The organism is Pseudonocardia phyllosphaerae (assembly GCF_046546475.1).
Taxonomy (GTDB): domain Bacteria; phylum Actinomycetota; class Actinomycetes; order Mycobacteriales; family Pseudonocardiaceae; genus Pseudonocardia; species Pseudonocardia phyllosphaerae.
In genome coordinates this window covers 63,784-90,732 of sequence record NZ_JBKGXS010000013.1, presented here as the reverse complement: position 1 = coordinate 90,732, position 26,949 = coordinate 63,784, and the positions used below count along the sequence as shown (strand labels likewise).

The 26,949-nt window shown below is 71.3% G+C and carries 24 protein-coding genes; 11 read left to right on the top strand and 13 right to left on the bottom strand.

Translation table 11 applies throughout. From position 1 onward, the window contains the following. Positions 1–55: 55 nt before the first annotated feature. Positions 56–421 carry a hypothetical protein gene (locus tag ACLE50_RS21565; RefSeq protein ID WP_410945434.1) on the bottom strand — a complete coding sequence of 122 codons (366 nt, stop codon included), beginning with the start codon at positions 419–421 and terminating at the stop codon, positions 56–58. A 464-nt stretch (positions 422–885) separates the two neighbouring features. Here ACLE50_RS21565 and ACLE50_RS21560 point away from each other — a divergent pair, with 464 nt between their 5' ends. The 3 genes from ACLE50_RS21560 to ACLE50_RS21550 all read left to right on the top strand — a co-directional run bounded on the left by ACLE50_RS21560 (position 886) and on the right by ACLE50_RS21550 (position 4,438). Further along, on the top strand, positions 886–2,682 hold the full coding sequence (locus tag ACLE50_RS21560; RefSeq protein ID WP_410945433.1) for a hypothetical protein: 1,797 nt from the start codon (positions 886–888) through the stop codon (positions 2,680–2,682). Positions 2,683–2,711: 29 nt separating this feature from the next. After that, positions 2,712–2,942: a hypothetical protein gene (locus tag ACLE50_RS21555; RefSeq protein ID WP_410945432.1), complete on the top strand. Its 231-nt coding sequence runs from the start codon at positions 2,712–2,714 to the stop codon at positions 2,940–2,942. A 200-nt stretch (positions 2,943–3,142) separates the two neighbouring features. After that, positions 3,143–4,438, top strand: coding sequence for an HNH endonuclease signature motif containing protein (locus ACLE50_RS21550; protein ID WP_410945431.1), 1,296 nt, complete (start codon positions 3,143–3,145; stop codon positions 4,436–4,438). A gap of 53 nt (positions 4,439–4,491) precedes the next feature. Here the strand turns inward: ACLE50_RS21550 and ACLE50_RS21545 are convergent, their stop codons facing one another. From ACLE50_RS21545 to ACLE50_RS21535, 3 genes are read right to left on the bottom strand one after another with little or no spacing between them, the layout of a single operon-like run. Then, entirely contained in the window at positions 4,492–5,025 is a 534-nt protein-coding gene (locus tag ACLE50_RS21545) for a YbhB/YbcL family Raf kinase inhibitor-like protein (protein WP_410945438.1), read from the bottom strand. 24 nt (positions 5,026–5,049) lie between these two features. After that, positions 5,050–6,615, bottom strand: coding sequence for a GMC family oxidoreductase (locus tag ACLE50_RS21540; protein WP_410945430.1), 1,566 nt, complete (start codon positions 6,613–6,615; stop codon positions 5,050–5,052). Beyond that, entirely contained in the window at positions 6,612–7,058 is a 447-nt protein-coding gene (locus ACLE50_RS21535) for a hypothetical protein (RefSeq protein ID WP_410945429.1), read from the bottom strand. The genes ACLE50_RS21540 and ACLE50_RS21535 overlap by 4 nt, the downstream gene beginning before the upstream one ends. Before the next feature lie 213 nt (positions 7,059–7,271). Here ACLE50_RS21535 and ACLE50_RS21530 point away from each other — a divergent pair, with 213 nt between their 5' ends. From ACLE50_RS21530 to ACLE50_RS21505, 6 genes are all read left to right on the top strand, one after another. Continuing rightward, complete coding sequence (locus ACLE50_RS21530; protein ID WP_410945428.1) at positions 7,272–7,889, top strand: arsenate reductase/protein-tyrosine-phosphatase family protein; 618 nt, start codon at positions 7,272–7,274, stop codon at positions 7,887–7,889. Positions 7,890–7,953: 64 nt separating this feature from the next. Then, positions 7,954–8,844: an FHA domain-containing protein gene (locus tag ACLE50_RS21525; protein ID WP_410945427.1), complete on the top strand. Its 891-nt coding sequence runs from the start codon at positions 7,954–7,956 to the stop codon at positions 8,842–8,844. A 46-nt stretch (positions 8,845–8,890) separates the two neighbouring features. Next, on the top strand, positions 8,891–10,864 hold the full coding sequence (locus ACLE50_RS21520) for a serine/threonine-protein kinase (RefSeq protein WP_410945426.1): 1,974 nt from the start codon (positions 8,891–8,893) through the stop codon (positions 10,862–10,864). Continuing rightward, on the top strand, positions 10,864–12,819 hold the full coding sequence (locus tag ACLE50_RS21515; RefSeq protein WP_410945425.1) for a serine/threonine-protein kinase: 1,956 nt from the start codon (positions 10,864–10,866) through the stop codon (positions 12,817–12,819). Before ACLE50_RS21520 ends, ACLE50_RS21515 begins: the two co-directional genes overlap by 1 nt. Positions 12,820–13,138: 319 nt before the next feature. Beyond that, positions 13,139–13,501 carry a hypothetical protein gene (locus ACLE50_RS21510; protein ID WP_410945424.1) on the top strand — a complete coding sequence of 121 codons (363 nt, stop codon included), beginning with the start codon at positions 13,139–13,141 and terminating at the stop codon, positions 13,499–13,501. Positions 13,502–13,577: 76 nt separating this feature from the next. Continuing rightward, on the top strand, positions 13,578–14,735 hold the full coding sequence (locus ACLE50_RS21505) for a hypothetical protein (RefSeq protein WP_410945423.1): 1,158 nt from the start codon (positions 13,578–13,580) through the stop codon (positions 14,733–14,735). A 73-nt stretch (positions 14,736–14,808) separates the two neighbouring features. Here ACLE50_RS21505 and ACLE50_RS21500 read toward each other — a convergent pair whose 3' ends face one another. The 8 genes from ACLE50_RS21500 to gmd all read right to left on the bottom strand — a co-directional run bounded on the left by ACLE50_RS21500 (position 14,809) and on the right by gmd (position 22,996). Then, entirely contained in the window at positions 14,809–15,546 is a 738-nt protein-coding gene (locus ACLE50_RS21500) for a sugar transferase (protein ID WP_410945422.1), read from the bottom strand. Positions 15,547–15,666: 120 nt separating this feature from the next. After that, the gene (locus tag ACLE50_RS21495) at positions 15,667–16,428 is read right to left on the bottom strand and encodes a class I SAM-dependent DNA methyltransferase (RefSeq protein WP_410945421.1); all 762 of its coding nucleotides are present in this window, start codon (positions 16,426–16,428) and stop codon (positions 15,667–15,669) included. 90 nt (positions 16,429–16,518) lie between these two features. After that, positions 16,519–17,562: an LLM class flavin-dependent oxidoreductase gene (locus ACLE50_RS21490; protein ID WP_410945420.1), complete on the bottom strand. Its 1,044-nt coding sequence runs from the start codon at positions 17,560–17,562 to the stop codon at positions 16,519–16,521. Next, on the bottom strand, positions 17,559–18,383 hold the full coding sequence (locus ACLE50_RS21485; protein WP_410945419.1) for an erythromycin esterase family protein: 825 nt from the start codon (positions 18,381–18,383) through the stop codon (positions 17,559–17,561). The genes ACLE50_RS21490 and ACLE50_RS21485 overlap by 4 nt, the downstream gene beginning before the upstream one ends. After that, positions 18,380–19,369 carry an iron-siderophore ABC transporter substrate-binding protein gene (locus tag ACLE50_RS21480; RefSeq protein WP_410945418.1) on the bottom strand — a complete coding sequence of 330 codons (990 nt, stop codon included), beginning with the start codon at positions 19,367–19,369 and terminating at the stop codon, positions 18,380–18,382. The genes ACLE50_RS21485 and ACLE50_RS21480 overlap by 4 nt, the downstream gene beginning before the upstream one ends. 41 nt (positions 19,370–19,410) lie before the next feature. Further along, positions 19,411–20,361 (bottom strand): GDP-L-fucose synthase family protein, encoded by a 951-nt coding sequence (locus ACLE50_RS21475; protein ID WP_410945417.1) that lies wholly within the window; start codon positions 20,359–20,361, stop codon positions 19,411–19,413. Beyond that, positions 20,361–21,734 carry a sugar transferase gene (locus ACLE50_RS21470; protein WP_410945416.1) on the bottom strand — a complete coding sequence of 458 codons (1,374 nt, stop codon included), beginning with the start codon at positions 21,732–21,734 and terminating at the stop codon, positions 20,361–20,363. The genes ACLE50_RS21475 and ACLE50_RS21470 overlap by 1 nt, the downstream gene beginning before the upstream one ends. Before the next feature lie 248 nt (positions 21,735–21,982). Further along, positions 21,983–22,996, bottom strand: a complete 1,014-nt coding sequence (gmd, locus tag ACLE50_RS21465) for a GDP-mannose 4,6-dehydratase (RefSeq protein WP_410945415.1) — start codon at positions 22,994–22,996, stop codon at positions 21,983–21,985. Positions 22,997–23,676: 680 nt separating this feature from the next. Here gmd and ACLE50_RS21460 point away from each other — a divergent pair. Then, positions 23,677–24,723 (top strand): GNAT family N-acetyltransferase, encoded by a 1,047-nt coding sequence (locus ACLE50_RS21460; RefSeq protein WP_410945414.1) that lies wholly within the window; start codon positions 23,677–23,679, stop codon positions 24,721–24,723. 31 nt (positions 24,724–24,754) lie between these two features. After that, complete coding sequence (locus ACLE50_RS21455) at positions 24,755–26,017, top strand: glycosyltransferase (protein ID WP_410945413.1); 1,263 nt, start codon at positions 24,755–24,757, stop codon at positions 26,015–26,017. A gap of 38 nt (positions 26,018–26,055) precedes the next feature. Here ACLE50_RS21455 and ACLE50_RS21450 read toward each other — a convergent pair whose 3' ends face one another. Next, complete coding sequence (locus ACLE50_RS21450; protein ID WP_410945412.1) at positions 26,056–26,949, bottom strand: glycosyltransferase family 2 protein; 894 nt, start codon at positions 26,947–26,949, stop codon at positions 26,056–26,058.

Below are 26,949 nucleotides of genomic sequence, written 5' to 3'. Positions count from 1 at the left end.
CGACGACCCTCCGACGAGGGCAGCAACGGGGCCAGACGGGCCCACTGAGCGTCGGTCAGGACAGCAGTGCGCGACACCGATCAAGCATCGCGCACCCCGATCCACCAGTTTGGGAGACACGCCCTAGCTGGCACCGGAAGTGCGGCATCGTCCCGACCGCCGCACCGGGCCGGATGGTCGTCTCCGGCCCGGGCACGGCGAAGAGCGTGATCGATTTCGTGGACGACGTGTTGCGAACCAGCACCCCGTCGGCGAGCCCGGTCAACGAACCCGCGGTGCGGGACACGAAGTCATCGAGCGGATCTGCACCGAAGCGGATATCGCAGGACGCGCCCCGTCCGAATGTGACATGACGACCGGCCACGACCTCCCAGCGGCGGGCGGCGAACCGGACCTCCGCCGGGGGCCAGTCGTCGCTCACCAGCAGCGCCAGACTGTCTTCTTCCACCACAGGGCGCCAGTGGTGACGTAGCCACAGCCATGCTTTGCGGGGGGGACCACTGTGTTCGGCGGCCCCGCGGAGGCCTCCGCGACACCCAGTCCAGTCCCGAGAATTCCCACCATGAGGGCCGTGACCGCGACCCTGGCAACGGCGCGCCGACGCTTCATCCGGACTTCCTCTCGCTTGATCCGATCGACAACGAACACAACCTCGCTAACTCGGCATTCATCGTTACGTCTCGGTTCTTTCCGCCGCTCGAACATGGGTCTGCTGCAGCAGACCCGTGTTGCGACGCTCGCTAGAAACCACCAGGTAAGCGTGTGTGCCACAAGTGCAACGGAAGCGGGTCGGTCGGCGGCATGATCCGGACCAACTGCCCGGTCTGTCGTGGACAGAAGACCTGTTTCGCCTGCGACGGCCGCGGAAGGCGCTGAGGTGCCCCGATGACCGCCGAACAGCCACTCGGGCGTCCACTCGTCCCGCCGACCCCCGCCGGTTCGGCGTCCGGCCAAGCGGTGTCGCCCTGGGGATGGGCGGCCGCGGGGCTCGCCGGGCTCCTCGCCGTCGGCCTGTTCGTCGACGCGCTCGGCTGGGCCACCGAGTACGAGGGCTTCTCCTGGTTGATGGTGACCTCGACTCTCCCGCCGCTCCTGCTGGCCGCGGGGTACGGCGCCCTCGCCGTCGCGCTGGTCAGGGCGAGCGTCGTCGCGCCGTGGGCGGGTGTCGTGCTGGCGGCGTGCACGGTGGTCGCGGCCTGCGACGAGAACGTGCCGGGGCCCGGCGGATTCGTCGCGGTCGGCGCGATCCTGCTGGCCTGCGCGGTCCTCGTGGTGTCACCTGCCGGCGATGCAGCACGCGGTCCGAACGATCCGGTCGAGATGAGGGCCGTCCGAACCTGCGCGGTCTGGCTCGCCCTCGCCGGTGCCGCCGGCGCCGGCGTCGCGTTCGGGTGGGCCACCGAGGCCGACGCCGCAGCCCGCCAGGCCTTTGCCGGGTTGGTGTTCGTGACCGTCGTCGGTGGCGCCGTACTGATGAACGACCGTCTCGGCAAGATCGCCTGCGGTCGGGAGAGCGGCGCGGTGCTGCGGACTCTGCGGCTCCTCGCCGCGGTGAGCTCGCTCGCCGGAGTCGTGGCCGCACTGATGACCGAGGCCGGGCAGATCGAGCTGCTGGCGGTCGGGGTGCTCGGCCTCGCCGTCTTAGCACTGATCACCGCACCGAGCCGGATGCGTGCGCTCGCGGGGGAGACGCCGCTCGCACCGGTCCGGAACCTGGAGTCCGCAGTCGGCGGGGTCCGCGACAGTCTCGTCCCGGCGATCGGTTCGGCCGGACCGCCGGGCACAGTGGAGGGTCTCGCCCGCCGGGCGAACGACGCGTTACCCCAGCGGCTGCGCAACGTTCCGTCCTGGATGAAGTTCGGCGCGATCGGCATGATCGTGCTCGGGATCGTCGCTGCGGTGCTCGCCGGTACGAGTGCGTCGGACGGCGAGTCGCAACACGCCACCCTGGCCGTCGTGTCGATCGTCGGCGCTCTCGTCGCGGCAGCGGCGGTGTTCACGCCGACGATGCCGACCTACTGGCGCGCAGGCTGTGCCGGAGCCGCGCTGCTCGGCATCGTGGCCGGGGCGGCCGGGTTCTCGGGCACGTACTCCGACCGATGGATGATCCTCTTTGGAAGCCTTCCCCTGGCGATCGCCATCCGATCCGTGTGGGGCGCGATCGCGAATCAGCGCAACGGCGTGACGTCGACGTCGCCCGGCTGGATCGGGCAACGTCCGCGTCTCGGCCCGCCGGGGCGGCCGTTGACGTTCGCGACGCCGGTGACCGCCAAGGGGCGCTCGCGGCTACGGCTGCAGATCGACACCGGCCTGGACGCGGCGACCGTGCTCGACCACGTCCGGGCGGCCACCGGAGTGCGAGGCAACTGGTTCGTCGTCGGTGGTGACCATGTCGACGTGCAGGGGAAGCGGCCCGATGAGCTCGCCCTGTCGATCACGAACTCGTGGAAGCTCCACGCCACGTTCCGGGCCGTCGCGACCGGGCACGGCCGGCGTACCCAGCTGATCGTCGGAGGGCTCGACACCTGGACCCAGAGCCGCATGTACTACTACGGCTTTATCCCCGCCGGCCCTGCGAGCGTCAAGGGGTACTGGATGTACCTGCTGTTCCTGCAGACCGTCGCCGGGGAGCTGCGCCACGTCGATCCGTCGGTCCGTGCCTCGATCGGTGGCCCGGCGTGATCAGGAGACGATTCGCACTGGCGTGCATCGTGGCCGGAACCGTCCTCCTGGGCTCCTGCGGGAAGCCCGAGGTCACCGCGTCGACGACGTGCACCGAGTTTCTCGGCATGGACCAGCAGACCCAGATGACCGGTGTCGAGCAGCTGGCGGCACAGACGGACGGAGAGGGTTTCAAGGGACCGATGGGGATCATGAACCTGATCTACGACTGCCAGCACGCGCCGCACTCGACGGTCGGGGAGGTCATGGAGATCTCTTGAGAGCGTCCGGTCAGACGGCCCGCGTGCTGCTCTGGCTCGGGATCGTGGCGGTGGTCCTGTTCGTGGCCACCGCGGCGCTCGGGGCGGCCAAACGGCGCGTCTGACCGGGCACCTCGGGACCGTCGACCGCTCGTCGATCGAATCCTTCCGCCCACCTCAAAGCAGTGATATCGAACGCCAGTTCGAGTATGCTGGGTCGCATGGGCCAGTGGTGGAACCGCAGCGACGAGGACCTCCTCGCCGCGCTTCCCGCTGCCCAGGAGCGCCTGAACCTGCTCCAGGCCGAGATGTACGAGGTGATCGACGAGATCGCCGCGCGCGGGCTCGCCGAGCCCGCAGGCTTCCGCGACACGACCGACCTGCTGCGGGGCGCGCAGAACGTCACGCGTGCGGTCGCGCGCAACCGCGTGCGCGCCGCGGAGGACCTGACGCCCGAGCGCGCGCTCTCCGGCGGTGCGGTGGAGCCGCGGCTCCCGGTGCTCGCCGCCGCGGTGCGTGAGGGCGCGGTCTCCGCCGAGCACGTGCGCGTCATCCAGGCCCAGCTCGCCGCCATCCCGCCGCACCTCGAGGCCGAGCACCGCCGGCCGCTGGAGGAGACGCTGACCGGGTACGCGCGGGTCGTCGACCCCGACGAGGTCGCGCAGATGGGCAAGCGCGCCATCGCACTGCTGGATCCGGACGGTCCGCGCCCGCGTGAGCCGCCGCCCACCCACAACCGGCTGACCCTGCGCCCGCTCGGCGACGGCACGGAGCTGCGCGGCTGGCTCGACCCCGAGTCCGCCGCCGTCCTGCGCAGCGCCCTGTCCCCGCTGACAGCGCCGGTCCCGCCCGTCCCCGGGCCGGACGGCACGCCGACCCCGCCGGGGCTCTACAACTCCGACGCCGCCCGCGACGAGCGCAGCGTCGCCGAGCGCAACGGCGACGGCCTGGTCGAGATCGCCCGCCGGATGCTCGCCACCGACGCACTCGGCGTCGAGGCGGGGGAGTCCGTGCGCCTGGTCGTCACGTCCTCGCTCGAGACACTGCAGCAGCGCACCGGCGCCGCGGAGCTGTCCTTCGGAGACGGCAAGCTGTCCGCCGCCGTCGACGCGGAGACCGCGTTGCGGCTGGCCTGCGACGCGCGCGTCGTCCCGATCGTGCTCGCGACGACCGGCGAGCCCCTGTTCGCCGGCCGCGAGATCCGTCTCGCCAACCGCGCACAGCGCCGGGCACTGGCCCACCGCGACGGCGGCTGCGCGTTCCCCGGCTGCGACGCACCGCCCCAGTGGTGCATCGCGCACCACGTCCGCCACTGGATCGACGACGGTCCGACCGATGTGGACAACCTGGTGCTGCTGTGTTCCTGGCACCACCGCGTCATCCACCACTCCGAGTGGGAGATCACGATGGAAGGCGGGTTCCCGCTGTTCCATCCACCGGAGTGGCTGCCCGGCGGTCCACGCCGGAACCCGCTGCACCAGCGGATCCCCGAGCCACGACCACCGGTGCCGGTATGAGCACGCCCGAGCCGGAAGGGCCGCGACGCCACGTCCGTCACGGCCCTCCGGAGTCAGCGCTCGTAGGTGGCGGTGATCGTCGCCCGGGCCAGGGTGTGGGTGAACAGGTTGAACCCGAGGAACGCCGGGCTGGCGGTCCGCGGGACACCCAGCCGTGGGACGTCGACGGCGTGCACGACGACGTAGTAGTGGTGCACGCCGTGCCCCTCCGGTGGCGCGGCGCCGAGGTACTGGTGGATCCCGGCGTCGTTGGGCAGGGCGAGCGCGCCCTGCGGCAGCCCGGTCCCTCCCGGGTCACCCGCGCCCGCCTCGAGCGACGTGACGTGGGCGGGGATGTCGGCGACCGCCCAGTGCCAGAACCCGCTGCCGGTCGGGGCGTCCGGGTCGTAGACGGTGACCGCGAAGCTGCGGGTGGCGACGGGGAAGTCCCGCCAGCTCAGCTGCGGCGAGCGGTCCTGCCCGCCGGCGCCCATGATGCCGCTGACCTGCGGCGCGGCCAGTGGGACGCCGTCGGCGATGTCGGTGCTGGTCAGCGTGAACGTCTCGACTTCGGGCAGGAACTGGTACGGGTCGGGTGGTGCGGACACGGACGAGGTCATCGTCTCTCCTCCTCAGTTCCCGCTCGCGCGGTACTCGGACGCGATGTAGTCGGCCTGCCGGGTGGCCAGCGCGACGATCGTCAGCGTGGGGTTCGCGGCCGCGCCGGTGGTGAACACGCTGCCGTCGGTGATGAACAGGTTCGGCACGTCGTGCGCACGCCCGAACCGGTCGACGACGCCGTCGCCGGGCCGCTGGCTCATCCGGCAGGTGCCGAGGTTGTGCGTCGACGGGTAGGGCGGCGTCTCGATCGTGCGGTGCGCCCCGACCGCCTTGTACACCGCGGCGCCCTGGGTCTGGCCGTGCCGGCGCATCGCCACGTCGTTCGGGTGGTCGTCGAAGTGGACGTTCGCGACCGGCAGGCCGTGCTCGTCGACCGTGTCCGACAACGTGATCCGGTTGGTCTCCTGCGGCATGTCCTCGCCGACGATCCACATGCCTGCGGTGTTGAGGTACTGGTCCACGACCTCGGCCAGCTGCGGCCCCCAGCTGCCCGGCGCGACGAACTTGCCGAAGAACGCGGGGCCCAGCGAGATCGTCTCCATGTAGTAGCCGCCGGCGAAGCCCCGCTCGGTGTCCAGCCGGGACTCGTCGGCGATCACCCCGGCCATCGTCTCGCCGCGGTACATCCGGACCGGCTTGTCGAACTGGCCCCACACGGTGCCGGTGGTGTGGCGCATGTAGTTGCGCCCGACCTGCCCGGAGGAGTTCGCCAGACCCTCCGGGAACCGGGTGGACGCGGAGAGCAGCAGCAGCCGGGCGGTCTCGATCGAGTTGCCCGCGACGGAGACGACCGCGGCGCGCTGGCGGCGCAGGGTGCCGTTGCGGTCGACGTAGAGCACCCCGGTGGCCCGGCCGCTCGGGTCGTGCAGGATCTGCACGGCCTGGCTCTCCGGCCGCAGGTCCAGGTTGCCGGTCGCCTCGGCCTTGGGCAGCTCGGCGACCAGCGTCGACCACTTCGAGCCCTGCTTGTCGCCCTGGAAGTTGAAGCCGTCCTGGATGGACGCGGGGCGGCCGTCGTAGGGCTCGGCGTTGGTCGCGTACGGGCCGGTGGCGTAGTCGCGGTAACCGACCTTCTCCGCGCCGTTGGCGAACACCTTGTAGTTGTTGTTCGCCGGAAGAGGCGGGCGCCCGTGCCGGTGCGTCACGCCCATCTTGATCTCGGCCTTGTCGTAGTAGGGCTCGAGCTCGGACAGGGTGATCGGCCAGTCGAGCAGGCTGGTGCCCTCGAGGTCGCCGTAGACGGTGCGGGCGGCGAACTCGTGTGGTTTGAAGCGCGGGCAGGCCCCGGCCCAGTGCGTCGTCGTCCCGCCGACGGCCTTGACGATCCAGGCCGGCAGGTTCGGGAAGTCCCGGGCGATGGCCCAGCTGCCCGACGTCGTCCGCGGGTCGCTCCAGGCCATCTGGCCGAAGGCCTCCCACTCGTCGTTGTGGTAGTCCTCGGCGGTCAGGTGCGGGCCTGCCTCCAGGACGACGGTCTTGAAGCCCCGCCCGCACAGCTCGTTGGCCAGCGTGCCGCCGCCGGCGCCGGAGCCGATGACCACCACCACGTCGGAGTCGTCGTAGTCGAAGCGCGTCATGCCGAGGCCTCCTTGTCGGTGCAGTAGCTCTCGATCCGCGGGTCGGGCAGCCAGTCCAGGTCGTCGAACCCGCGGTCGATGTAGCCGCCCTTGTCGAAGGAGGGACCCTCGTAGCCCAGCACGTCCCAGACCTCGTGGTCGTTGTAGAGCGCGACCACGGAGATCTCGACGATCTGCGCGAAGAACGGGGTGTCGGCGATGCCGCGCAGGACGACGGCGGCGATGTCGGGCTCCAGCCGGGAGAACGGCACCTCGCGCTGCTGGTCGAGATCGGTGAGGCCCTGCAGCAGCAGCGACTGCAGGCGCGGGCTCGTCGCGGCCGCGTCGACCACGGCCTGTGCGGTCCGCTCGTAGGGGCCGGTCGGGAACGAGTCGTGCGGGAACGCCGCACGCAGCACGTCGACCAGTGTCCGTTGCTGGTCGTCGGACAACAGGGTGGACATCGTCGTCTCGCCTTCTTCTCGGCCGGAGGTGAAGCGGACCTCCGAGGCGTCGTTGCTCTCTTAGGGCAGCCTTACTGTCGTACAGCGTCGCCTGTCGGAAGTCCCGCGGCTGTCTCAGCCTGAGACAGAACGATCTGTGTGGCGGCCCGCCGAGGATGACCGGATCAGGGCGCACCGCTGGTTCCCGTGGGCTCGGTGACCGACAATGTGCCGATGACCAGACACGCGGCACCGGGCCCCGGACCGGACGACCGGTTCCGGGTCCTCGTCGTGTGCACCGGCAACATCTGCCGGTCCCCGGCCGGGGAGCTGCTGCTGCGCAACCTGCTGGTCGGCCGGCTCGGCGGCCGGGAGGCCGCGCGGGTCGAGGTGTCGAGTGCGGGAGTGCGTGCGGTCGTCGGGAGCGGGATGCACCCGATGACGCGCCGGCAGCTCGCACCGTGGGGCCTGGAGCAGCGGGCCGAGTCCTTCGTCGCACGCCAGCTCGACGGCGACGTGATCCACGGGGTCGACCTGGTACTCGGCGCGAACGTGCGGCACCGCTCCACCGTGCTGGAACGCTTCCCGCACCTGCTGGACCGCACGTTCGCGCTGCGCGAGTTCGCCCGGCTCTCCGCCGCCGTCGACGCGCACGCCCTGCCGCCGGACCTGGTCAAACGCGGCCGCGCGCTGGTCGACGCGGCCCGCGCCCGCCGCGGCACCATCCCGCCGGCCGACGACAAGATCCCGGACCCGATGGGGGAGCCGGAGGCGGCGCACCACGAGGCCGTCCGGCTGATCTTCGAGGCCGTGCACGGGATCGGCGACGTCCTCGCGCCGCGGCGGCACTGAGGACCCCTCCTCACCCTCGTCGGGTTCGCTGTCCGCATCACATCCCCGAAAGGTGCGTACGTCGATGTCCCACCCCCACCGCGGCGCCGCCCGCGCGCTGGAGTACCTGCCGGTGACCACCGGAAGCCTGGCCCGGCAGATGCCTGCCGGGCTGCCCGCGGACGTCCTGTTCGTCCTCGGCGACGACGGCGGCGTCCGCATCGACCCGCACGCACCCGAGTTCGACCCGCAGCTGCACCAGGTCGTCTTCGGCCGCAACAGCGACGACGACACCGTGCAGGTGCACGTCGCCGACGGCGACCTCGAGGTCTCCCGCCGCCAGGGGCAGATCTACTTCGACGGCAGGCACTGGTACCTGGAGAACATCGGCCGGATGGAGGTCCGGCTGCCGGTGTCGCGGCGGCTGGTCACCGGGGACAGCGCCCGGCTGCCCCGCGCGTACCACCCGATCTTCCTGGACACCCCGATCGGCGGCCGTACCTACGTCGTCGAGATGCGCGTCAGCCGGCGCAACGAGGCCCGGGCCTTCGCCCCGGACACCGACACGACGCCGCGCAACAGCCGGGCGACGATCGAGGAGCCCGAGGGCCTGCCGGACCCGTCGCTGGTGAAACCGGAGGACCGGCTCGCCGTCGTCGCGCTGGCCCGGCAGTACCTCATGCACCTCGACCATCCCCGCCCGCTGAGCTACGAGCAGGTCGCCGGGCTCCTCGACACCGCCGCCCCGGAGACCGACGGGCCGCGTTGGACCAGCCGGGTCGTCGAGAACCGCATCTACCGGATCCGGCAACGGCTCGCCTCGGCCGACGTCACCGGTCTCAGCTCGCGGGACTTCGGCAGCGCCGAGCCGCTGGGGAACACGCTGAACCACAACCTGATCTGCGCGCTCATCGACCGCGGCGCGATCACGCCCAAGGACCTGCGGCTGCTCGGCGCGCACGACGTGCCAGCCTGATCGCGGCTCGGGACCCCTCCCGGGGAGGCGTCGCTAGCTTCCGGGCATGGCGGGTGTGTGGCGTCGTCTCGGAGCAGTACGCCCGGGAGCGGTCGTCAAGGAGTACGAGCTGCTCGACGTCGTCGGCAGCGGCAGTTTCGGAACCGTCTGGAAGGCCCGGCGCACCCGGGAACGGCTGCGCGAACCGTCGATCGTCGCGCTCAAACAGACCGAGCTCGACCGGTCCGACCTGCGGGCCACCCTGCGTTCGGACCGTGCGCTCGACGAGGGCCGGATCGCCCAGCGCCTCGCCGGGGTCCCGCAGGTCATCGCGGTACGCGACGTGTTCGAGCAGCGCGGCTGCGTGTGGCTGGTCGAGGAGTTCTTCGACGCGATGAGCCTGCAGCAGCTGATCGACGTCCGGGGGCGGCTGGAGCCCGAGGAGGTCGCGTGGATCGGCGCGCAGATCGCGACGGCACTGGAGGCGGCGCACGACCGAGGGATCGTGCACCGCGACATCTCGGCCGCCAACATCCTGGTCGGCCGGGACGGCGAGACGGCCAAGCTGGCCGACTTCGGGGTGGCACGCCAGTTCGGCGACCCGCACCGGACCGCGTTCGGCGCGATGGTCGGGACGCCCGCCTACAAGAGCCCGGACGAGGCCCGCGGCGGCCGGTCCGGTCCCGCGTCCGACGTGTTCTCCCTGGCCGCGGTGCTCTACCACGCGGTCGAGGGGCGGACCCCGTTCGGCGAGCACGAGCCGGAGAACCTGCTCGACCGCATCCGGGCCGGACGGATCCCGCCCGCCACGCACGCCGGGCCGCTGCGCGAGATCCTGGAGGACGGCCTGCAGGCCACGGCGAACACCCGGCCCAGCGCCACCGACATGGCCGAGCGGCTCCACGAGCTCCACGGCGGGCCGAGCGAGGTGACGCGGCGGGTCCTGCGCCGCACCGAGGGCGCCGCGGCCACCACGGAACCCGGCCCGGTCGCGCCGCCCGCACGCGCGAGGCGTCGCTGGGCGCTCGGTGCGGTGGCCGCGGTGCTGCTGCTCGTCGCGGGGATCGCGGTCGGGGTGACCTGGCCGGCGTCCGCGCCGGCTCCCACGGCGCAGGTCGCTGCCACCCCCGCTCCGGACCCGGGGCCGGAGGGGCTGCCGGCGAGCGTGCCGACGATCGCGGTGACCGGCGACCGGAAGGCCCTCGACCCGTGCCGGCTGCTGGACCTGCGGGCGATCGGGCAGTTCGGGCCCACGGTCGTGGGGCCGGGGCAGCCGCTGAGCGGCTGCAGTGCCTACCTGGGGACGTTCACCGACTACCGGACGTCGGTGCAGATCTCCTTCGCCGACGCCAAGCTGCCCAACGACAGCGCCCTGACGGTCCGTGGGGAGCCCCTGAACCTGGGCGGCGTCGAGGTGAAGCGGTACGCGCCACGGGGGCAGTACTGCCACGTCCGGATCCAGCTCTCGGACACCACCCCGATCTGGGTCCTCGCGACCAACACCGCGAGCGAGATCGACACGTGTCGCGTCGCGGACGTCGCTGCGGACGGCGCCGTCCGGGAGCTCGCCCGCAGCGGGCTCTCCTACGACGCGAAGCGGCTCAGCCGGATCCGGGTCGCCACGCTCGACCCCTGCTTCTCCTCGGTCCCGGCGGCTCAGCTCGACGCAGCCTTCCCCGGACTCGGCGGGAACAAGGCGACCCACGACCAGACGGACATGAGCTGCCGGATCGCCGACTCCGACACCGGCCTGCCGGGGCTCGACCTGCGGTGGGAGGTGTGGCCGTCCTCGGACAAGACCAGTGGCAGCCGGGTGGTCCCGGTGGGCCGGCACACGCTCGAGGTGCTGCCGGAGACGGCGGACTTCGACGAGCCGTCGTGCACCGGGTACCTGCTGCTGAAGACCGACTCGAACGCGGCTCCCGGAGCAGCGGAGTACCTCTCCATGCTCGCCTCCGGGAAACCCGGATCGACCGGCACCTGTGACCGGCTCATCGCCGCGGCGAAGGTGCTCGACAAGACGCTGCCGGCGAAGCTCTGATGGCCCGCGCACTCCGTCCGGGTAGGACGGTCAACGGTTTCGCGCTGCTCGGCGTCGTCGGGCAGGGCAGTCACGCGACGGTCTGGCGGGCACGGCGGACGTCGTCCACACCGGACGCCCCCGAGATCGTCGCGTTGAAGCAGTCCCGGATCGACGGTGCCGACATGACCTCGGTGCTGCGGGCCGACCGGACCATGGGTGAGGGCCGCATCGCGCTGCTGCTCAGCGACGTCCCCCAGGTCATCGCGGTGCAGGACATGTTCGAGGAACGCGGGAGCCTGTGGCTGGTCGAGGAGTACTTCGACTCGATGAGCCTGCGCGACCTGATCGCGGCCCGCGGACGGCTCGACCCCGGTGAGGTCGCCTGGATCGGGACGCAGATCGCGACGGCACTGGAGGCCGCGCACGACCGCGACATCGTGCACCGCGACCTGTCGCCGTCGAACGTGCTCGTCGCGCGGTCGGGGGAGTCCGCGAAGCTCGCCGACTTCGGCGTCGCACGCCAGTTCGCCGACCCGCGTCGCACCACGGTCGGGGCGATGGTCGGCACACCGGCGTACAAGAGCCCGGAGGAGGGGCGGGGAGCGTCGGCGACGCCGGCGTCCGACGTGTTCTCGCTGGCCGCGGTGCTGTACGAGGCCGTCGAGGGGCAGCCGCCTTTCGGTGACCACGAGCCCGAGGGGCTGCTCGACCGGGTGCGGGCCGGCGAGATCCCGGAGCCGCGGCATGCCGGTCCGTTGAGCAGCCTGCTCGCGGACTGCCTGCTGTCGCCGGCGCGGAGCCGGCCGTCGGCGACCGACGTCGCGGAGCGCCTCTACGAGATGAAGGGCGAGCTCGGCCCGGCCACCCGCGAGGTGCTGCGGCCGGCGACCGAGCCCGCCGAGCCCGACGAGAGCCCGCCCCGCCGGACACCATCCCGCCGGACACCACGCCGACGCCGGGGGCGGGTGCTCGCCGGACTGGTGACGGCGGCAGCGGTCATCGCCGCCGCGGTGCTGCTCGTCGTCGACCGGTCGACGGCCGGCGAGCACGCGGGCCAGGGCCTCGACGACCTCCCGGACAGCATTCCCGCCATCAGGCTGACCGGTGACCCGCGGACGCTCGACCCCTGCGGGCTGCTCGACCTCGATGCGATCTCGGAGATCGGACCGGCCACGGTGGCGCCGGGCCGGGTGCTGACCGGGTGCAGCGCCTACCTCGGCACCCCGCAGAAGGCCGGCGCCGCGGCGGAGATCTCGTTCTACGACCCCTGGGGCGACGACGACCCGACCGAGCTGCGGGCCGCACCGGTGAACCTGGGCGGTGCCGAGATCCGTCAGTACAAGTACGGCGGAGGAGGCTGCGACACCGTCACCACGCTCGCCGACCGGACACCGGTCCACGTGACCGCCCACAGCGCCGAGGGGCAGACGGCGTCCTGCCGGCTCGCCGACGTCGTGACGGCCGGTGCCGCGCGCCGTCTGGCGCGGGACGGCCTGCAGTACGACCGGAAGCGCCTGGACGCCGTCGGCGTGGCCCGCCTCGACCCGTGTCTGCCTGCGGTTCCGGACGCGGCACTGGAGAAGCCGTTCCCTTACCCGGATACGTTGAACGCCGCGGAACGAACCTCCGTGCCGGAAGCAGGTCTGTGCTCGATCGGCACGGGATCGGCCGCCGGAGGCTCCTACGACGTCCAGTTCCAGTGGCAGCTCCTCGCCACGGGGCGGATCGACGAGGGCTCCCGGGTCGTCTCCCTCCGCGGCCGGAAGCTCGAGGTCTTCACCCCCGAGCCGGCGGGATCGGCGGCGTCGCACTGCGTCGGCTACCTGCAGATGAAGCCGCGTTCGGCGCTGGCGCCGGACACGTCGGAATACCTGCTGGTGAGCCTCGACGGACCGTCGTTCGAGACCGACATCTGCAATCAGGTGGTCTCGGTGGCGACGACGGTGGAGGCGTCCCTGCCGCAGGTCACGTAGCGGACGAGGAGGGGTCCTCGCCGCCCGCGGAGAGGGTGGTGCCGTTCCCGGAAACCGGACCCGTGACGGAGCCACAGCGATGAGCACCCACCCGCCCCCTCTCCTCAACCGCCGTCGTCTCTCCGCCGTTATGGCATTCGGCTGCATCGCCGTCTCCGCGGGCTGCGGCGCGCGCGTGACCGGCGCCCTGCCCGCTCCACCCGCCGCACCTGCTGCGCCGCCGTCGCACGCGGCTCCGAGGACGGTCCTCGAGTCGGCGGTGTCGATCCCGCCGGCCACGCCGTCACGGCCGCCCGCGAGCCGGCCGAAGAACGGCACCGTGTTGCTGGCCCCGAAGCCCGGAGGCTCGGGCCGGTTCGTGGTCGTGAACCGTGGGCCCAGGGACACCGTCGTCACGCTCGCGAGCGGCGGCAAGGCCGTCGTGGTGCTCTACGTCCGGGCACGCTCGACGACGAAGATCGACGGGGTCCGGGACGGGACGCTGAGCGTCTACACGGTCTCCGGCTCGTCCTGGGGCGGGCGCAAGGACATGTTCGACACCGTCACCGATGCGCGCGAGCTCGACCGGAGCGCCCGGTTCACGTCCACGGCCACGTCGTCGACGGAGATCACGCTGACTCTGGAGACGGAGAACGGCAACGCGACGGCGAAGCCGGTCCCGCCCTCGACGGTGCCGTGGTGAGCGTCGACCGGGAGCCCTCCCGAGCCAGCGTCCCCAGTATCCCGATCTGCAGGTGCCCTCGAGCCAGGGAGTGGAGATGAACGGTGAGACCGGCGCCGAGACTCGGCAGCAGGGAGGCGAGCACAACGGTGCGACCGTCGCGAAGGCAGCACCCGCCGCCTCGTCCGGGTCGCGGCGGGGTGTGTGGGTGCTGGTGGCCGTCGGTGCGGCGGCACTGCTCGTCGCCGGTGTCGGGGTGGGCGTCGCGGTGCGCCCCGGACCGGAGCCGGCTGCCACCGCGGAGCCTGCTGTCACCGCGGAGGCGGCTCCCGAGCAGCCTCTGACCCCCGCTCCGCCCGGGCTGAACGGAGTGCCGGCCCACGTGCCGGAGCTGGTGGAGACCGGCGACCCGCGGAACCTCGATCCCTGCCGGCTGCTCGATCCCGACACGGTCGACCGGTTGGGCACGAACACCTACGTCGACCCCGGGCCTTCGATGAGCGGCTGCACCGCGTGGACTCCGGACACGAAGGATCTGGGCCACGTCGAGATCGCCTTCCAGGACGCGACGAGCTCCGACACGCAGTACCCGGTTCGTGGTGCTCCTGTCTCCCTCGGTGGGGTCCAGGTGCAGCAGCACGAGGGGATCGGCGACTTCTGCGTGGACGAGGTCCGGATCTCCGACCGGACCGCAGCGCAGGTGACCGGTCACCGCTCCACCACACAGCCCGATCCGTGCCGTCTCGCCGACACCGTCGTCGTCGGCGCGGTGCAGCAGCTCGCGCGCAACGGGCTGCCCTACGACAGCACGCGGCTGAGCCGGCTCCGGGTGGCTTCGATCGACCCGTGCTTCCCGGCCGCCTCCAGAGCGGCGCTCGCCCGGGCCCTTCCCGGGCTCGACGTCGGCACGGTCGAGCGCGACATGACAGCGGGGAAATGCACTCTCGGCGACCTGTCGGGAGGCCGGCCGGAGATGACGCTCAAGTGGCAGGTGGTCCCGGCGATCGCCTTCGACGATCCGTCGGAGCTGGTCACCGTGGGCCGGCGTCCGCTGAGAATGGTCGATGACCACTACGGCGACGGCGGCTCGCTCTGTGTGGGTCGGCTCCTGGTGAAGAAGGATTCGCAGATCGCTCCCGACAGCGCGGAGGTCCTGTCCGTGACCGCCCACGGTGCCCGCGGATCGACCGGCATCTGCGACCGCCTCTACTCGTCGATGAAGGTCGTCGAGCCCACCCTGCCCCCGACCCTCTGACACGAGACCGGCCCGTACCGGTGGCGGGGGAAGCCACCGGCACGGGCCGGTCGGAACGGCGGAGCGGAGCCGGTCAGTAGGCGCCACCGCCGCGGAGGACCGCACCGACGGTGCGGAACAGGATCGCCAGGTCCAGCGCCGGGGACCAGCGCTCGACGTACTCGGCGTCGAGGCGGATCGACTCGACCCAGGACAGGTCGCTGCGGCCGGAGACCTGCCACAGACCGGTCAGGCCGGGCTTGACCGCGAGCCGGCGGGCGGCGAGCGGGCAGTACTGGTCGACCTCGCGGCGCAGCGCCGGGCGCGGGCCGACCAGCGCCATCGAGCCGCCGACGACGTTGAACAGCTGCGGCAGCTCGTCGAGCGAGAACTTGCGGAGGACGCCGCCGACGCGGGTGATCCGCGGGTCCGAGGCCATCTTGAACAGCGGGCCCGAGCCCTCGTTGTGCGCGGCCAGCGCGGCCAGGCGGGCCTCGGCGTCGACGACCATCGAGCGGAACTTCAGCATCCCGAACTCGGCGCCGTCGCGGCCGACGCGCTTCTGGCGGAACAGGACCGGGCCGCCGTCGAGCTTCACCGCGACCGCGACGACCAGCATGACCGGCGCCAGCACCAGGATCAGCGCCAGCGCGAGCACCGCGTTGAGCACCGCGTAGCCGCGGCCGGCGACGCGGGCCGGGGCCGTCCCGAGTGCGGCACCGGCGACGACGATCTCGGCCTCGGTCGCCGCGGCGGACGCGGCCGAGGTGGCCTGCTCGGCCTCGACGACCGGGTCGAGGGCGGTGGGGGCGGTCGTCGTGCTGATGCTCATCGGGGCTCTCCAGGGGGCGTCGGTGGGGTGACTCCGAATGCCGTTCTGCCCCTGGATTCGCCTGCTCAGGACGGTCTATTAGCGACACCCCGTGCGGATCATCATCATTGATGAGCCGGGTCAGGCGACCCGTTCCAGGACCTCGATCCGGTACCCCGCACCGGCGCCGTCCGGGCCCACATCGGGGTGGCGCTCCCGGTGCAGCACACGCAGTTCCGGCTCCTCGTGCAGCGAAGCCAGCACGCGCTCGTGCACCTGGTCGCCGTTGAGCGCCTGCCCGAACTCGCCCAGGTAGTGCTGCAGCAGCAGGACCCCGCCGGGACGCAGCATCCGGCGCATTGCCGACACCCCGAAACGCAGCGTCGTGCCCTCCCACAGGTAGAGCACGTCGGAGCAGACGATCAGGTCGAACGTGCCGTCGGGCATCACGAAAGGCAGGTTCATCCGCTCGACGCGGACGCCGTCGTGGCCGGTGCAGCGCTCCCGGGCCCGCGCGGCGGCGACGTCGGAGATGTCGACGGCGACGAGCTCGTCGCAGATACCGGCGAGCTTCTCGGTGAACACGCCCTCGGCGCAGCCGACCTCGAGGCCGCGGGCGAAGCGGCGCTCGCCGAGCGCGGCCAGCTGGTCGCGGAACTTGCCCTGCTCGTAGTCGCGGACCGCGTAGCCGTCCGGGTCCGCGCCGCCGCGGTAGTGCGACTCGTACACCGACCGGCTCCAGCCCGGCTGCCACAGCCAGGACCACGTCGCGGTGCGTTCCCGCAGTTCCGGACGGGTCTCCTGGAGCCGCAGGACCACCACGCGGATCGGGAGGATCGCCACGCGGAAGGCGAGGGCGAGCAACGAGCGGATAGTGCCTTTGAGCCGATCGATGTCGGGCACGGGGAGCTCCTCGAGAACGGACGTACGAGCCTTGAAGAGTGTTTCGGGCCCGAAGCGGACAGCGTTAGCGACACGCCCGCGCACCGAGGATCATCCAACCGGGGGCAGCGCCAGGTTCTCCCGCAGCGTCGTCCCTGAGTAGCCGGGCGGTACCGCGCCGGCCCGCTGCAGCTCCGGGACGACGGCCCCGACGAACTCGGTCAAGTCGTCGGGCAGCAGCGTGGGCAGGACGGTGAACCCGACCGCGGAGCCGCGGAAGTGCCAGTGTGTGGCCATCACCGGGTCGCCGGAATCGCCCCGGCCGAGCGTCACGACGGCGCTGGGCAGCACCCGGACGCTGTCCGGCCCTCGCCCCGCCCGCTCGGTCCGCTCCCGCAGATCGGTGGTGAAGGCGGCACCCTGCTCGACGCCGAGGAAGCGGGTGAACACGACGTCGGCGGTCGCGGCGGCGCGTTCGCGGAACCGCTCCGACTCCCCGGCCTGGACCACGACCGGGCGCCCCTGTGGCGAGCGAGCCACGTTGAGCGGGCCCTCGACCTGGAAGAACTCGCCGTGATGGCCGATCCGGCGGACCGAGCCCGGGCGGGCCCAGCGCGGTTCGGCGACGTCCGCGACGATCGCGTCGGCGTCCCAGGAGTCCCACAGCCGGAGCACGACCTCGACGAACTCCCGGTGCCGGCGGCTGCTCGCGTCGCCCTCGACCGCGGGAAGGTGGCCGTAGTTGTGGTCTTCCAGACCGGGGTGCGACGACACGGCGTTCCACCCGCCGCGGCCGCCGGACAGGTGGTCCAGGCTCGCGAACATCCGGGCCACCTGGAACGGCTCGAACCAGCGGGTCGACGCCGTCGCCACCAGGCCGATGTGCCGCGTCCGTGCCGCCAGGTAGCTCATCAGAGTCACCGGCTCGAACCAGGCGTTGCCGAGCGTCGTGAGGTCCTCGTCGGAGGTGCCGTTGACCGTGTTCTTGTCCGGGATGAACAGTTGGTCGACGACGCCGCTCTCCGCGATCGCCGCGATCTGCGCCAGGAACTCCGGATCCAGCACGCGGCGGGCGAAGCCGGGTGAGCGGGTCCAGTCGCGTTGGATCTGCAACGGGCTCATCGGGAACACGGCCAGGTGCACGCGCGGGGTCATCGGAACTCCTCGGCGTTGGAGAGTGCGGGTGTGTACAACGCGGCGGCGAAGTCCGACCCGGTGCCGCGCAGGTCCAGCAGCCCGGTGCCCGACGGCCCGGGCCGCAGCGGCGACGACGCGAGCCGCCGGCTCAGCCCGGCGTAGCGCCCCAGCGGGAACGACACGTCGGGCTCGCCGTCGCGCCAGACCGCGGCGACGGCCGTGAACGGGCCCGGCCCGTGCTCGCGCAGCCGGGCGCCCAGCGAGCCGGGCAGGCCCGGGTCCAGGTGCCCGACCTGCTCGAACAGCAGGATCCGCTCGCCGGGGAACCGGTCGGCGACCGCGCACAGGGCGCGGTGCTGGGCGCCGTCGCGGACGTCGACGTCGCGGTGGTCGGCGTGCGCCGCGGCGACGGCGCGCAGCTCGTCGGCCAGGGCCACGTCCTCGGCCGGAAGTGCGGCGGGCGCCGGGCGGGTGGCGCCGAACGCGTCCAGCCCGACGAACCGCACCCGCCGCTGCGGCGGGACACCCGCGTTGTGCCGGCGCAGCCACCGCAGCAGCACGGCGTTGTCGCGCAGGCCGGTCCGGTTCCACGACCAGACGCCGTGCACGACGTCCTCGGGCGGGGTGTCCGGGCCGGCGCCGCCCAGCCAGGCGTCGACGGGGCGCGAGAGCGCGAAGTTCGTCTCCGCCGCGACGACCCGCAGCGTGCCGCGCCGCACCAGGTGTGCGACGACGGCGTTGCGGGCGCGGAGGAACTCGGCCCGGTTGTGCAGGCCCTCGGACCAGCCGAGGACCCGTGCACCGGCGGCGAGCTCGTCGATCAGGTCCGCGCAGGTCACCCCTTGGCGGCCTTGGAGAGCTCCGGCAGGTAGCGGTCGAGCATCCACGGGAGGCTGAGCACGGTCACCGCCGACGTCGCGTACACCATCGCCGGGTCGGTCAGCGGGACGTAGCCCTTGCGCTGCACCGCGGGGCTGCGCTGGAAGACCGGGTTGGCCTCGACCTGCCTGCGGACGTCCTCGGCGAGGTACCAGGAGACGAGCACGTCGGCGTCGAGCCTGCCGACCTGTTCCATGCTGACCTTCGCGGCGAACGACGGCGCGGTCGTCGGCAGGCCGGGGGAGACCGCGAAGCCGAGCTCGTGCAGCAGCTGCACCCGCGAGTCCGACTGCAGGTACAGGTTGTAGGAGCCGGGCTCGGTGGCCGAGCCGAACGCGGCCTTCTTCCCGGCGAACTCCGGATGCGCGGCCTTGGCCTTCGCGATCGTCTCCTCGGTGGAACGCTGCAGGTCCGCGGCCTTCTGCGGCTCGCCGAGCGCCTGGCCGACGAGCTTGATCTGGTCCTGCCACGACGTCAGGAACGGCTTGCCCGGGTAGGCGACCGTCGGCGCGATCTTGGACAGCGTGGAGTACTGCTCGGGGGTCAGGCCCGAGTTCACCGCGAGGATCACGTCCGGCTTCAGCGCGGTGATCTGCTCGAACGGCAGGTCCGACGACGTCGAGTTCAGCAGCGTCGGGTTCTGCCCCTGCAGCTTGTCCTTGTCCCACGGCAGGATGCCGCCGCCGTCGTCGGTGTCACCGGTCATGTCGGGCATCCCGACCGGGACGACGCCGAGCGCGAGCGCCGCGTCCTGGCTGCCCCAGCCGACCGTGACGACGCGCTGCGGCTCGGCCGGGATGGTCACCGGGCCGAGTGCGGAGTCGATCGTCGTCGGGAAGGCGCCGTCGGCCGACGGCGCCGCCGCCGGGGGCGGGGTGTCCCCGGAGGAGCAGCCCGCCAGCGCGAGGAGCAGGACCGCGAGCAGGGCCACGGGATACCGGTGCACAGGGAAAGCTTACCTAAGCGAACCAGGTTGGCCAGGCCTCGTCACGTGCCGAGGCGGGCCTCGGTGTGGTGGTCGAGGAACCAGCGGTAGGTGTCGGTGATGCCCTCGCGCAGCTCGATGCGGGGCTCCCAGCCGAGGGCGTTGATCCGGCTGGTGTCGAGCAGCTTGCGCGGGGTGCCGTCGGGCCTGGTGGTGTCCTGGACGATCTCGCCGGTGTAGCCGACGACGTCGGCGACGGTGTCGGCGAGCTCGCGGATGGTGAGGTCGGTGCCGGTGCCGACGTTGATGGTCTGCGGGTCGTCGTAGTGGTCGAGCAGGTGGATGATCGCGCGGCCGAGGTCGTCGACGTGCAGGAACTCGCGGCGCGGGGTGCCGGTGCCCCAGAGCACGACCTGGTCGGTGCCGTTCTCGCGGGCCTCGTGGAAGCGGCGGATCAGGGCGGGCAGGACGTGGCTGTGGGTGGGGTGGAAGTTGTCGCCGGGCCCGTAGAGGTTGGTGGGCATGGCCGAGATCCAGGGCAGGCCGTACTGCTTGCGGGCGGACTGGACGGCCATGATGCCGGCGATCTTGGCGACGGCGTAGGCGTCGTTGGTGGGTTCCAGCGCGCCGGTGAGCAGGCTGGACTCCTGGATCGGCTGTTCGGCGTACTTGGGGTAGATGCAGGACGAGCCGAGGAACAGCAGGCGCCCGACGCCGGCGGCGTGCGCGGCGTCGAGGACGTTGGTCTGGATCCGCAGGTTCTCGGACAGGAAGTCGGCTGGGTAGGTGTCGTTGGCGACGATGCCGCCGACCTTGGCCGCGGCGAGGACCAGGGCGTGCGGGCGGACCTCGAGCAGGTGGTCGAACACGGCGGTGCGGTCGCGCAGGTCGACCTTGGCGGAGGTGGCGCCGACGACGTCGGTGAACCCGGCGGCCTCGGCGGCGCGGGAGATGGCCGACCCGGCGAGGCCGCGCCTCCCGGCGATGTAGAGCCGTGCGGAACGGTCCAGCATCAGTAGGCCCCCCTCGAGCGCACGACGGCGCCGAACGTCTTCCACAGGATCAGCAGGTCCAGCGCCGGGGACCAGTTCTCGACGTAGCGCAGGTCCAGTCTGACCGACTCCTCCCAGGTGAGGGAACTGCGGCCGCTGACCTGCCACAGCCCGGTCATGCCGGGACGGACGAGCAGGCGGCGGCGCGCGTCGTCGGCGTAGGAGGCGACCTCACGCGGCAGCGGCGGGCGCGGGCCGACCAGGCTCATCGAGCCGTTGAGCACGTTGAGCAGCTGGGGGAGCTCGTCGAGCGAGTACTTGCGCAGCAGCGCGCCGACCGGGGTGATCCGCGGGTCGCGGCGCATCTTGAACAGCGGGCCCTCGGCGTGGTCGTTGGTCAGCTGCGCGAGGCGGGCCTCGGCGTCGACGACCATCGACCGGAACTTGATCATTCCGAAGGTGCGGCCGTTGGTGCCGACGCGCTCCTGGCGGAAGAACACCGGGCCTCGGTCGTGCAGCTTCACCGACAGGGCGATCACCAGGAAAACAGGCGCGACCAGGAGCAGGATGAGGCCGGCCACGGCCTTGTCGGTGGTGTGCTTGAGCACCCGGGACAGCCCGCTGAAGCTCGGCTCGGACAGCCGCAGCAGCGGCATCCCGTCCACCGGGCTGATGTGCAGGCGGGGCCCGGCGATCTCCATCAGGCCCGGGTCGACGGCGACCTCCGTGCCCGCCCCCTCCAGGTGCCAGGTGAGCCGGCGCAGCCGGGCGGGGCCCCAGCCCGGAGCCTGGCAGACCGCGACGACGCCGTGTTCCCCGCTGCCGGCCAGGCTCGGGACCGAGTCCAGGTCACCGAGCACCGGGACGTCGTCGACCAGGTGGCTCTCGGCGGTGCCGGTGCCGGTCGGTGTGCAGACGCCGGTGACCTTCCAGCCGAAGTACGGGTCGCGCCGGGTGCGGCGGATCAGGTCGGTCACCGCCTCCTCGGAGCCGACGGCCAGTACGGGCAGCAGCCCGCGGCCGCGCCCGCGCTGGTGGTGCAGGCACTTGCGCAGCACGAAGCGGGTCACGAGCATCGCGACGCCGGTCAGCGGGACGAGCAGGAAGACCCACTCCCGCGACGACTGGACCATCATCGACAGGCCACCGAGCGCGAGCACGACGTCGGCGAGCAGGACGGCACGGGCCAGGCGGACGAACTCGTCCGAGCCCTGGCCGAGGACGCGGGAGTCCCACGCGTGGCACAGCGGCAGCGCCACCGCCAGCAGCGCGGCGGCGAGCAGGCCGCTCCCGATCCGTGCACGGTCACCGGCCTCGAAGCCGGGGAGCCCGTGCACCACACACAGGGTGACGACGACGGTGATGGTCAGCAGGTCACCGATCGCGACGGCCATCGAGAACCGGCGCTGCCAGCGCGGTGCCTCGACCTCGACCGCGCGGGGACGGCGACGCGGGCGTGGGACGGCGGGCGAGCCCCGTTCCCGGTCCGGACGGGATGACCCCTCCGAACCACGGGATACCTCGTGATGCGTGCTCACAGCGGTACTGCTCCTTCAGCATGGCGAGTCCTGAGCGATGGCTCCGCTGGGGATCGGCGCCGATCTCTCGCGTACCCGTTCTGTCGTAGACAGGCAGGATTGCGTTACCGGATCGGATGAATCCCCGGCGACGGCGCGTGACCGTCGAGCTCCGCCTGGGTCATGATCTTCGCCAGTTCGGGGGGCAGCGTCTGTGCCTTCCAGTCGAGCAGCTCGTGGGCCTTGCTGGCGTCGCCGATGAGCGAGTCGACCTCGGTGGGGCGCAGGTAGGACTCGTCGAAGCGGACGTGGTCCTCCCAGTCGAGGTTCACGTGCTCGAAGCAGAACCGGACGAAGTCACGGACGGTGTAGGCGGTGCCGGTGGCCAGGACGTAGTCGGTGGGCTCGTCGGCCTGGAGCATCCGCCACATGCCCTCGACGTATTCGGGGGCGTAGCCCCAGTCGCGGACGGCGTCGAGGTTGCCGAGGTAGACGTTGCGGTCGATGCCCAGCGCGATGCGGGCGGCGGCGCGGGCGATCTTGCGGGTCACGAAGGTCTCGCCGCGGCGCGGGGACTCGTGGTTGAACAGGATCCCGTTGACGGCGAACAGGTTGTGGGCCTCGCGGTAGTTGCGGGCGATCCAGTAGCCGTAGACCTTCGCGGCGCCGTAGGGCGAGCGCGGGTAGAAGGGCGTGTCCTCGCTCTGCGGGGGCGGGGTCGCGCCGAACATCTCCGAGGACGAGGCCTGGTAGAAGCGGCAGTCGACGCCGACCATGCGGATGGCCTCGAGCAGGCGGGTGGTGCCGACACCGGTGGTGTTGCCGGTGTACTCGGGTTCGTCGAACGAGACGCGGACGTGGGACTGGGCGGCCAGGTGGTAGACCTCGTCGGGGTGGATCTTCTCGATCAGCGTGACGAGCCGGCTGGAGTCGGTGAGGTCGCCGTAGTGCAGGAACAGGCGTGCGTCGGGATCGTGCGGGTCCTGGTAGAGGTGCTCGATCCGGCCGGTGTTGAAGGTCGAGGCACGGCGGATGAGGCCGTGGACCTGGTAGCCCTTCGCCAGCAGGAGCTCGGCCAGGTACGAGCCGTCCTGTCCGGTGATACCGGTGATCAATGCGCGTCGCGAATTGTCGGACATGTTGCAGCCCCCGGATGCTGGTGTGGAGATGATTCTCTTGTCAAAGCCTCGATGCGCCAGGGGTGCGCGTTACGCCTCTACGGGGATTGAGCCGGATCTTCCATGAGCTCAAGGGGCGGCCTCCACGACGGAATATGACCGAGCGTGGTCGTCAAGCTACGGAGAGTGGGCGCGCTCGATCGATCTTCAGGTGGCCTCGCGGGATGCGATCCGTGACGCCGACTGCGGAGGCAAGGAGAGTACTCAAGTGTGCGCGACAAGACTGCTCGGATGGGGTAACTGCTGCAAATGCCGCTCACATGGGACGGTATGGGCTAATCTGAGGCTCATTGCTTGCGACGGATCGGGCAAAGCGGACAAAAAATTGACTGTATGAGTAAGTAGGCGTGCGTGCACTGAGGTCACCTTGGTCGTGTCTGCTCCAATGGGGTGGGTGACCGGGAGCGCGGAGCAGTAACGCCACACCGTGGAGGTGCGAGGAGCAGGCGGATGGCAACCTGAGGAGTGACACGATGCCGGGCACTCTGAACGCGATCGTCGTTGACAACATCCGTTCACTCGAGAGATGGATCCCTGCCTGGGACGCTCTTGCGGTTGCGACTGGGCGTCCTGCGAGCTCCCCGGCCTGGCTGCTGGCGTGGTGGGAGAACGTGGCTGCGCCCGCTGGGGCACGTGCTCGGGTGGTCGTGGTGCTCGAAGGGGACCGGCTCGTCGGTATCGCCCCCTTCCACCTCGAGCGGGCGCGCGGTAGGCGGAGCGTCTACAAGCCGTTCGCGGCCGGGTTTACCCACCGGGTCGGACCACTGGCTGAGCCGGGTCGTGAGTGTGAGATCGCCGTCGCCGTCGCCGATGCCCTCGCCTGGTCCACCCCGGTCCCGACCGCGGTCGCTCTGGAGGCGATCGACGCGGAGGAGCCCTGGCCAGAGCTGATTGCGACGACGTGGCCAGGGCGCCCGGCCCGGGTGGTCGACTGGAGACGGGCTCCGGCGCCTGTCGTCGAGATGGACGGAGACCACGAGGCCTGGCTTGCGGCGCGCAGTAGCAACTTCCGCCAGCAGATGCGTCGAGGGCGGCGCAACCTGGAGAAGCTTGGCGGGTCGTTCCGGGCGGTGACGGACGCAGCCGAGGCTCCGACGGTCATCCACGACATGATGGAGCTCCATCACCGGAGGTGGAGCCATATGGGTGGCTCTGGTCTCGGGGCGAGTACCGAGCCGGCCGTCGTGCGGGCCGCCAAGGACATGCTCGGCGACGGCCGGATGCGCCTGTGGATACTCGAGGCCGAAGGGCGTCTGGTATGCGGCCACGCCCTGATCAGTGCTGGTGGGGAAACGCTGCACTGGAACAGCGGCTTCGACGAGGCCTGGGCGAGTCTCAAGCCGTCGGTCATCACATTGTGGCTGGCTGTGCAGGACTGCTTTGCCCGTGGTGATCGTCGGCTGGATCTGTCGGGAGGCGATGCCTCGTACAAGATCCGGTTCGCGACCGGGGATGCTCCGTTGCGCTGGTGCTCAATCGTTCCACGGGAGCCTCGCTCGTTCCCTATGTTGGCCGGGCTGTGCATCGGGCGCGTTGCCGAGCGTGCCGGTCGTCGGCTGGCCGAGGTGCTCGGACCGCGCGTCCGGGCCCGGGGGCGTGCCCTTGGGGTGCGTGTCGCCTCGTTCCGGGCCGCGACGAAGCCTCCTCAGGAGGACAGTGCTCCGGGACAGTCGGAGCCACGGCAGTGAACAGCGAACCAATCGAATCGGGGGATCGCGGATGGTCGTGCCGCTCCGTATCGCCGTGCTCGGGCTCAACTACGAGCCCGAGCCCACGGGTATTGCACCTTATACGTCGAACATGGTCCGCTTCCTCGGCGATGCTGGTCATGACGTCCACGTACTGACCGGATTTCCGCATTATCCCTGGTGGCGGATCCCCGACGGGTACACCGGACTGCGCCGACACGAGACCGACGGTGCCGCAACAGTGACTCGACTCCGGCACCCGGTGCCGTCGAACCCGACCGGAGCAAGCAGGATCCTCGCCGAGGCGGCCTTCGCGGCACACACTGCCACCGCCCTCCCGGCCCGCCTGGACGTCGTAGTCGCCATCAGTCCAGCGCTGCTCACCGTCGCCGCCGGGTTGCTACGGCGCCGGTCCGGACAGACGGCACTCGGCGTCGTGGTCCAGGATCTCTACGGTCGCGCACTCGCCGAGACCGGTGTGATGGGAGGGCGGGCCGCCCGCGCGGCCACGACGCTCGAGCGGGCCCTGCTGTCCCGGGCCGACGGCGTCGTTGCCATCCACGACACGTTCCGTGAGTCGATGGTCGAGTTGGGTGTGGACCCGTCGCGCATCTCGATCATCCCGAACTGGACGCACGCGAGGCCGGCGACGAGTGGGCGCGCCGAGACTCGTGCGCGGCTCGGCTGGGACGAGAATGAGACGATCGCGCTGCACGCCGGGAACATCGGGGCCAAGCAGGGCCTCGAGTCCGTCGTCGAGGCCGCACGGCTCGCGCAGGCAGCAGGCCGCAATGTCAGGTATGTGCTGCTCGGTGACGGTAACCAGCGGGCGGCCCTGGAGGAACTGGCGATCGGCTGCGACCGGGTGTCGTTCGTCGACCCACTGCCGAAGGACGAGTTCCCGGACACACTCGCGGCTGCCGACGTCCTCGTGCTGAACGAGTTGCCCGGCATCGCTGAGATGTGCGTGCCAAGCAAGCTGACCTCGTACTTCGCCGCTGGGCGGCCGGTCGTTGCGGCGACCGACGAGCGCAGCGCTGCGGCGACCGAGATCGCGCTCTCCGGGGGCGGGGTACGGACTGAGCCGGGGGACCCGGCAGCGTTGTTGCGGACGACCCTCGAACTTGCATCCGATCCTGCAGTCGCCTTGGGCTTTGGCGAGCGCGGTCGAGCCTACGCGAGGTCGGTTCTGGCGGAGGACGCGGCGCGGTCGCGCTACCTTGCTTGGGTGGAACGGCTCGCGGCTAGCCGTGCGACAAGGGCTGCGGGAGAGGCCGTCTCGACTGCGATCTGACGGACGTCCTTGTTGGCCGAACCCGCCTTGGTGATGGCTCAGGCAGCGCGGCTGAGACCCAGCACCCGCTGCGCGGCTCGGGTACGGAGGTCGGTCTTGGGGCCGGCGGCGGCCACGATCATCCGGTGCCGAGCCCGCATCAGTGGTAACCGCAGCGAGCTGTACAAGGCGTCGCTCCAGCGCAGGATCGGAGCGTTCTTCCGGCGTAGCCCCTCGATGTACGCGACCTGCTCGGCCAAGCCCTCCTCGCCGTCGTCGGCGGACGAGGAGCCGGACGCGATCCTGAAGTCCACCAGCGTCTCCGGGAGGCCGACGAAGTCACCGCGCGAGAGCAGTCCCAGCGCGAGTGCCAGGTCGTGAGCCACCCACGGGGCATCCGGGAAGCCACCAATCGCATCGAGGTCGGTGCGACGGAACATCAGGTTGCAGAAGGCGCCCACCGGATTTCCGGTGTGCCGGACGACGCGACGGACTACCGTCGTACGGTCCTGCCGACCCACGAGGTCGGTGCTACGCAGGCTCCGGTCCGGATACATCACCCGGTCGTTCTCGTCGATCATGTTCTGCCGACAGCTCACGACGGCGACGCCGGGATCGGCCAATACAGCGACCTGGCGTTCCAATAGCGTCGGGTGCAACATGTCGTCGGCTGCGACGATCTTCATCAGAGGCGCGGTGGCCAGCGACGCCACCTTCTTCGCATTGTCCGGGCCCGGGATGGTCTCTGCATTATGAAAAATACGGATTCTGGGGTCATCGAAGGACTCGACAATCTCCGCGCTGCGATCGGGACTCGCGTTGTGCAGGACGACGAGCTCGAAGTCGGTGAAGGTCTGTTCCAGCACGCTCTGCACGGTTCGGGCGACGAAGCGTTCCTTCTTGTATAGCGGAATGCAGACCGAGACGACGGGACCGTTGGTGGGTTCGGACAC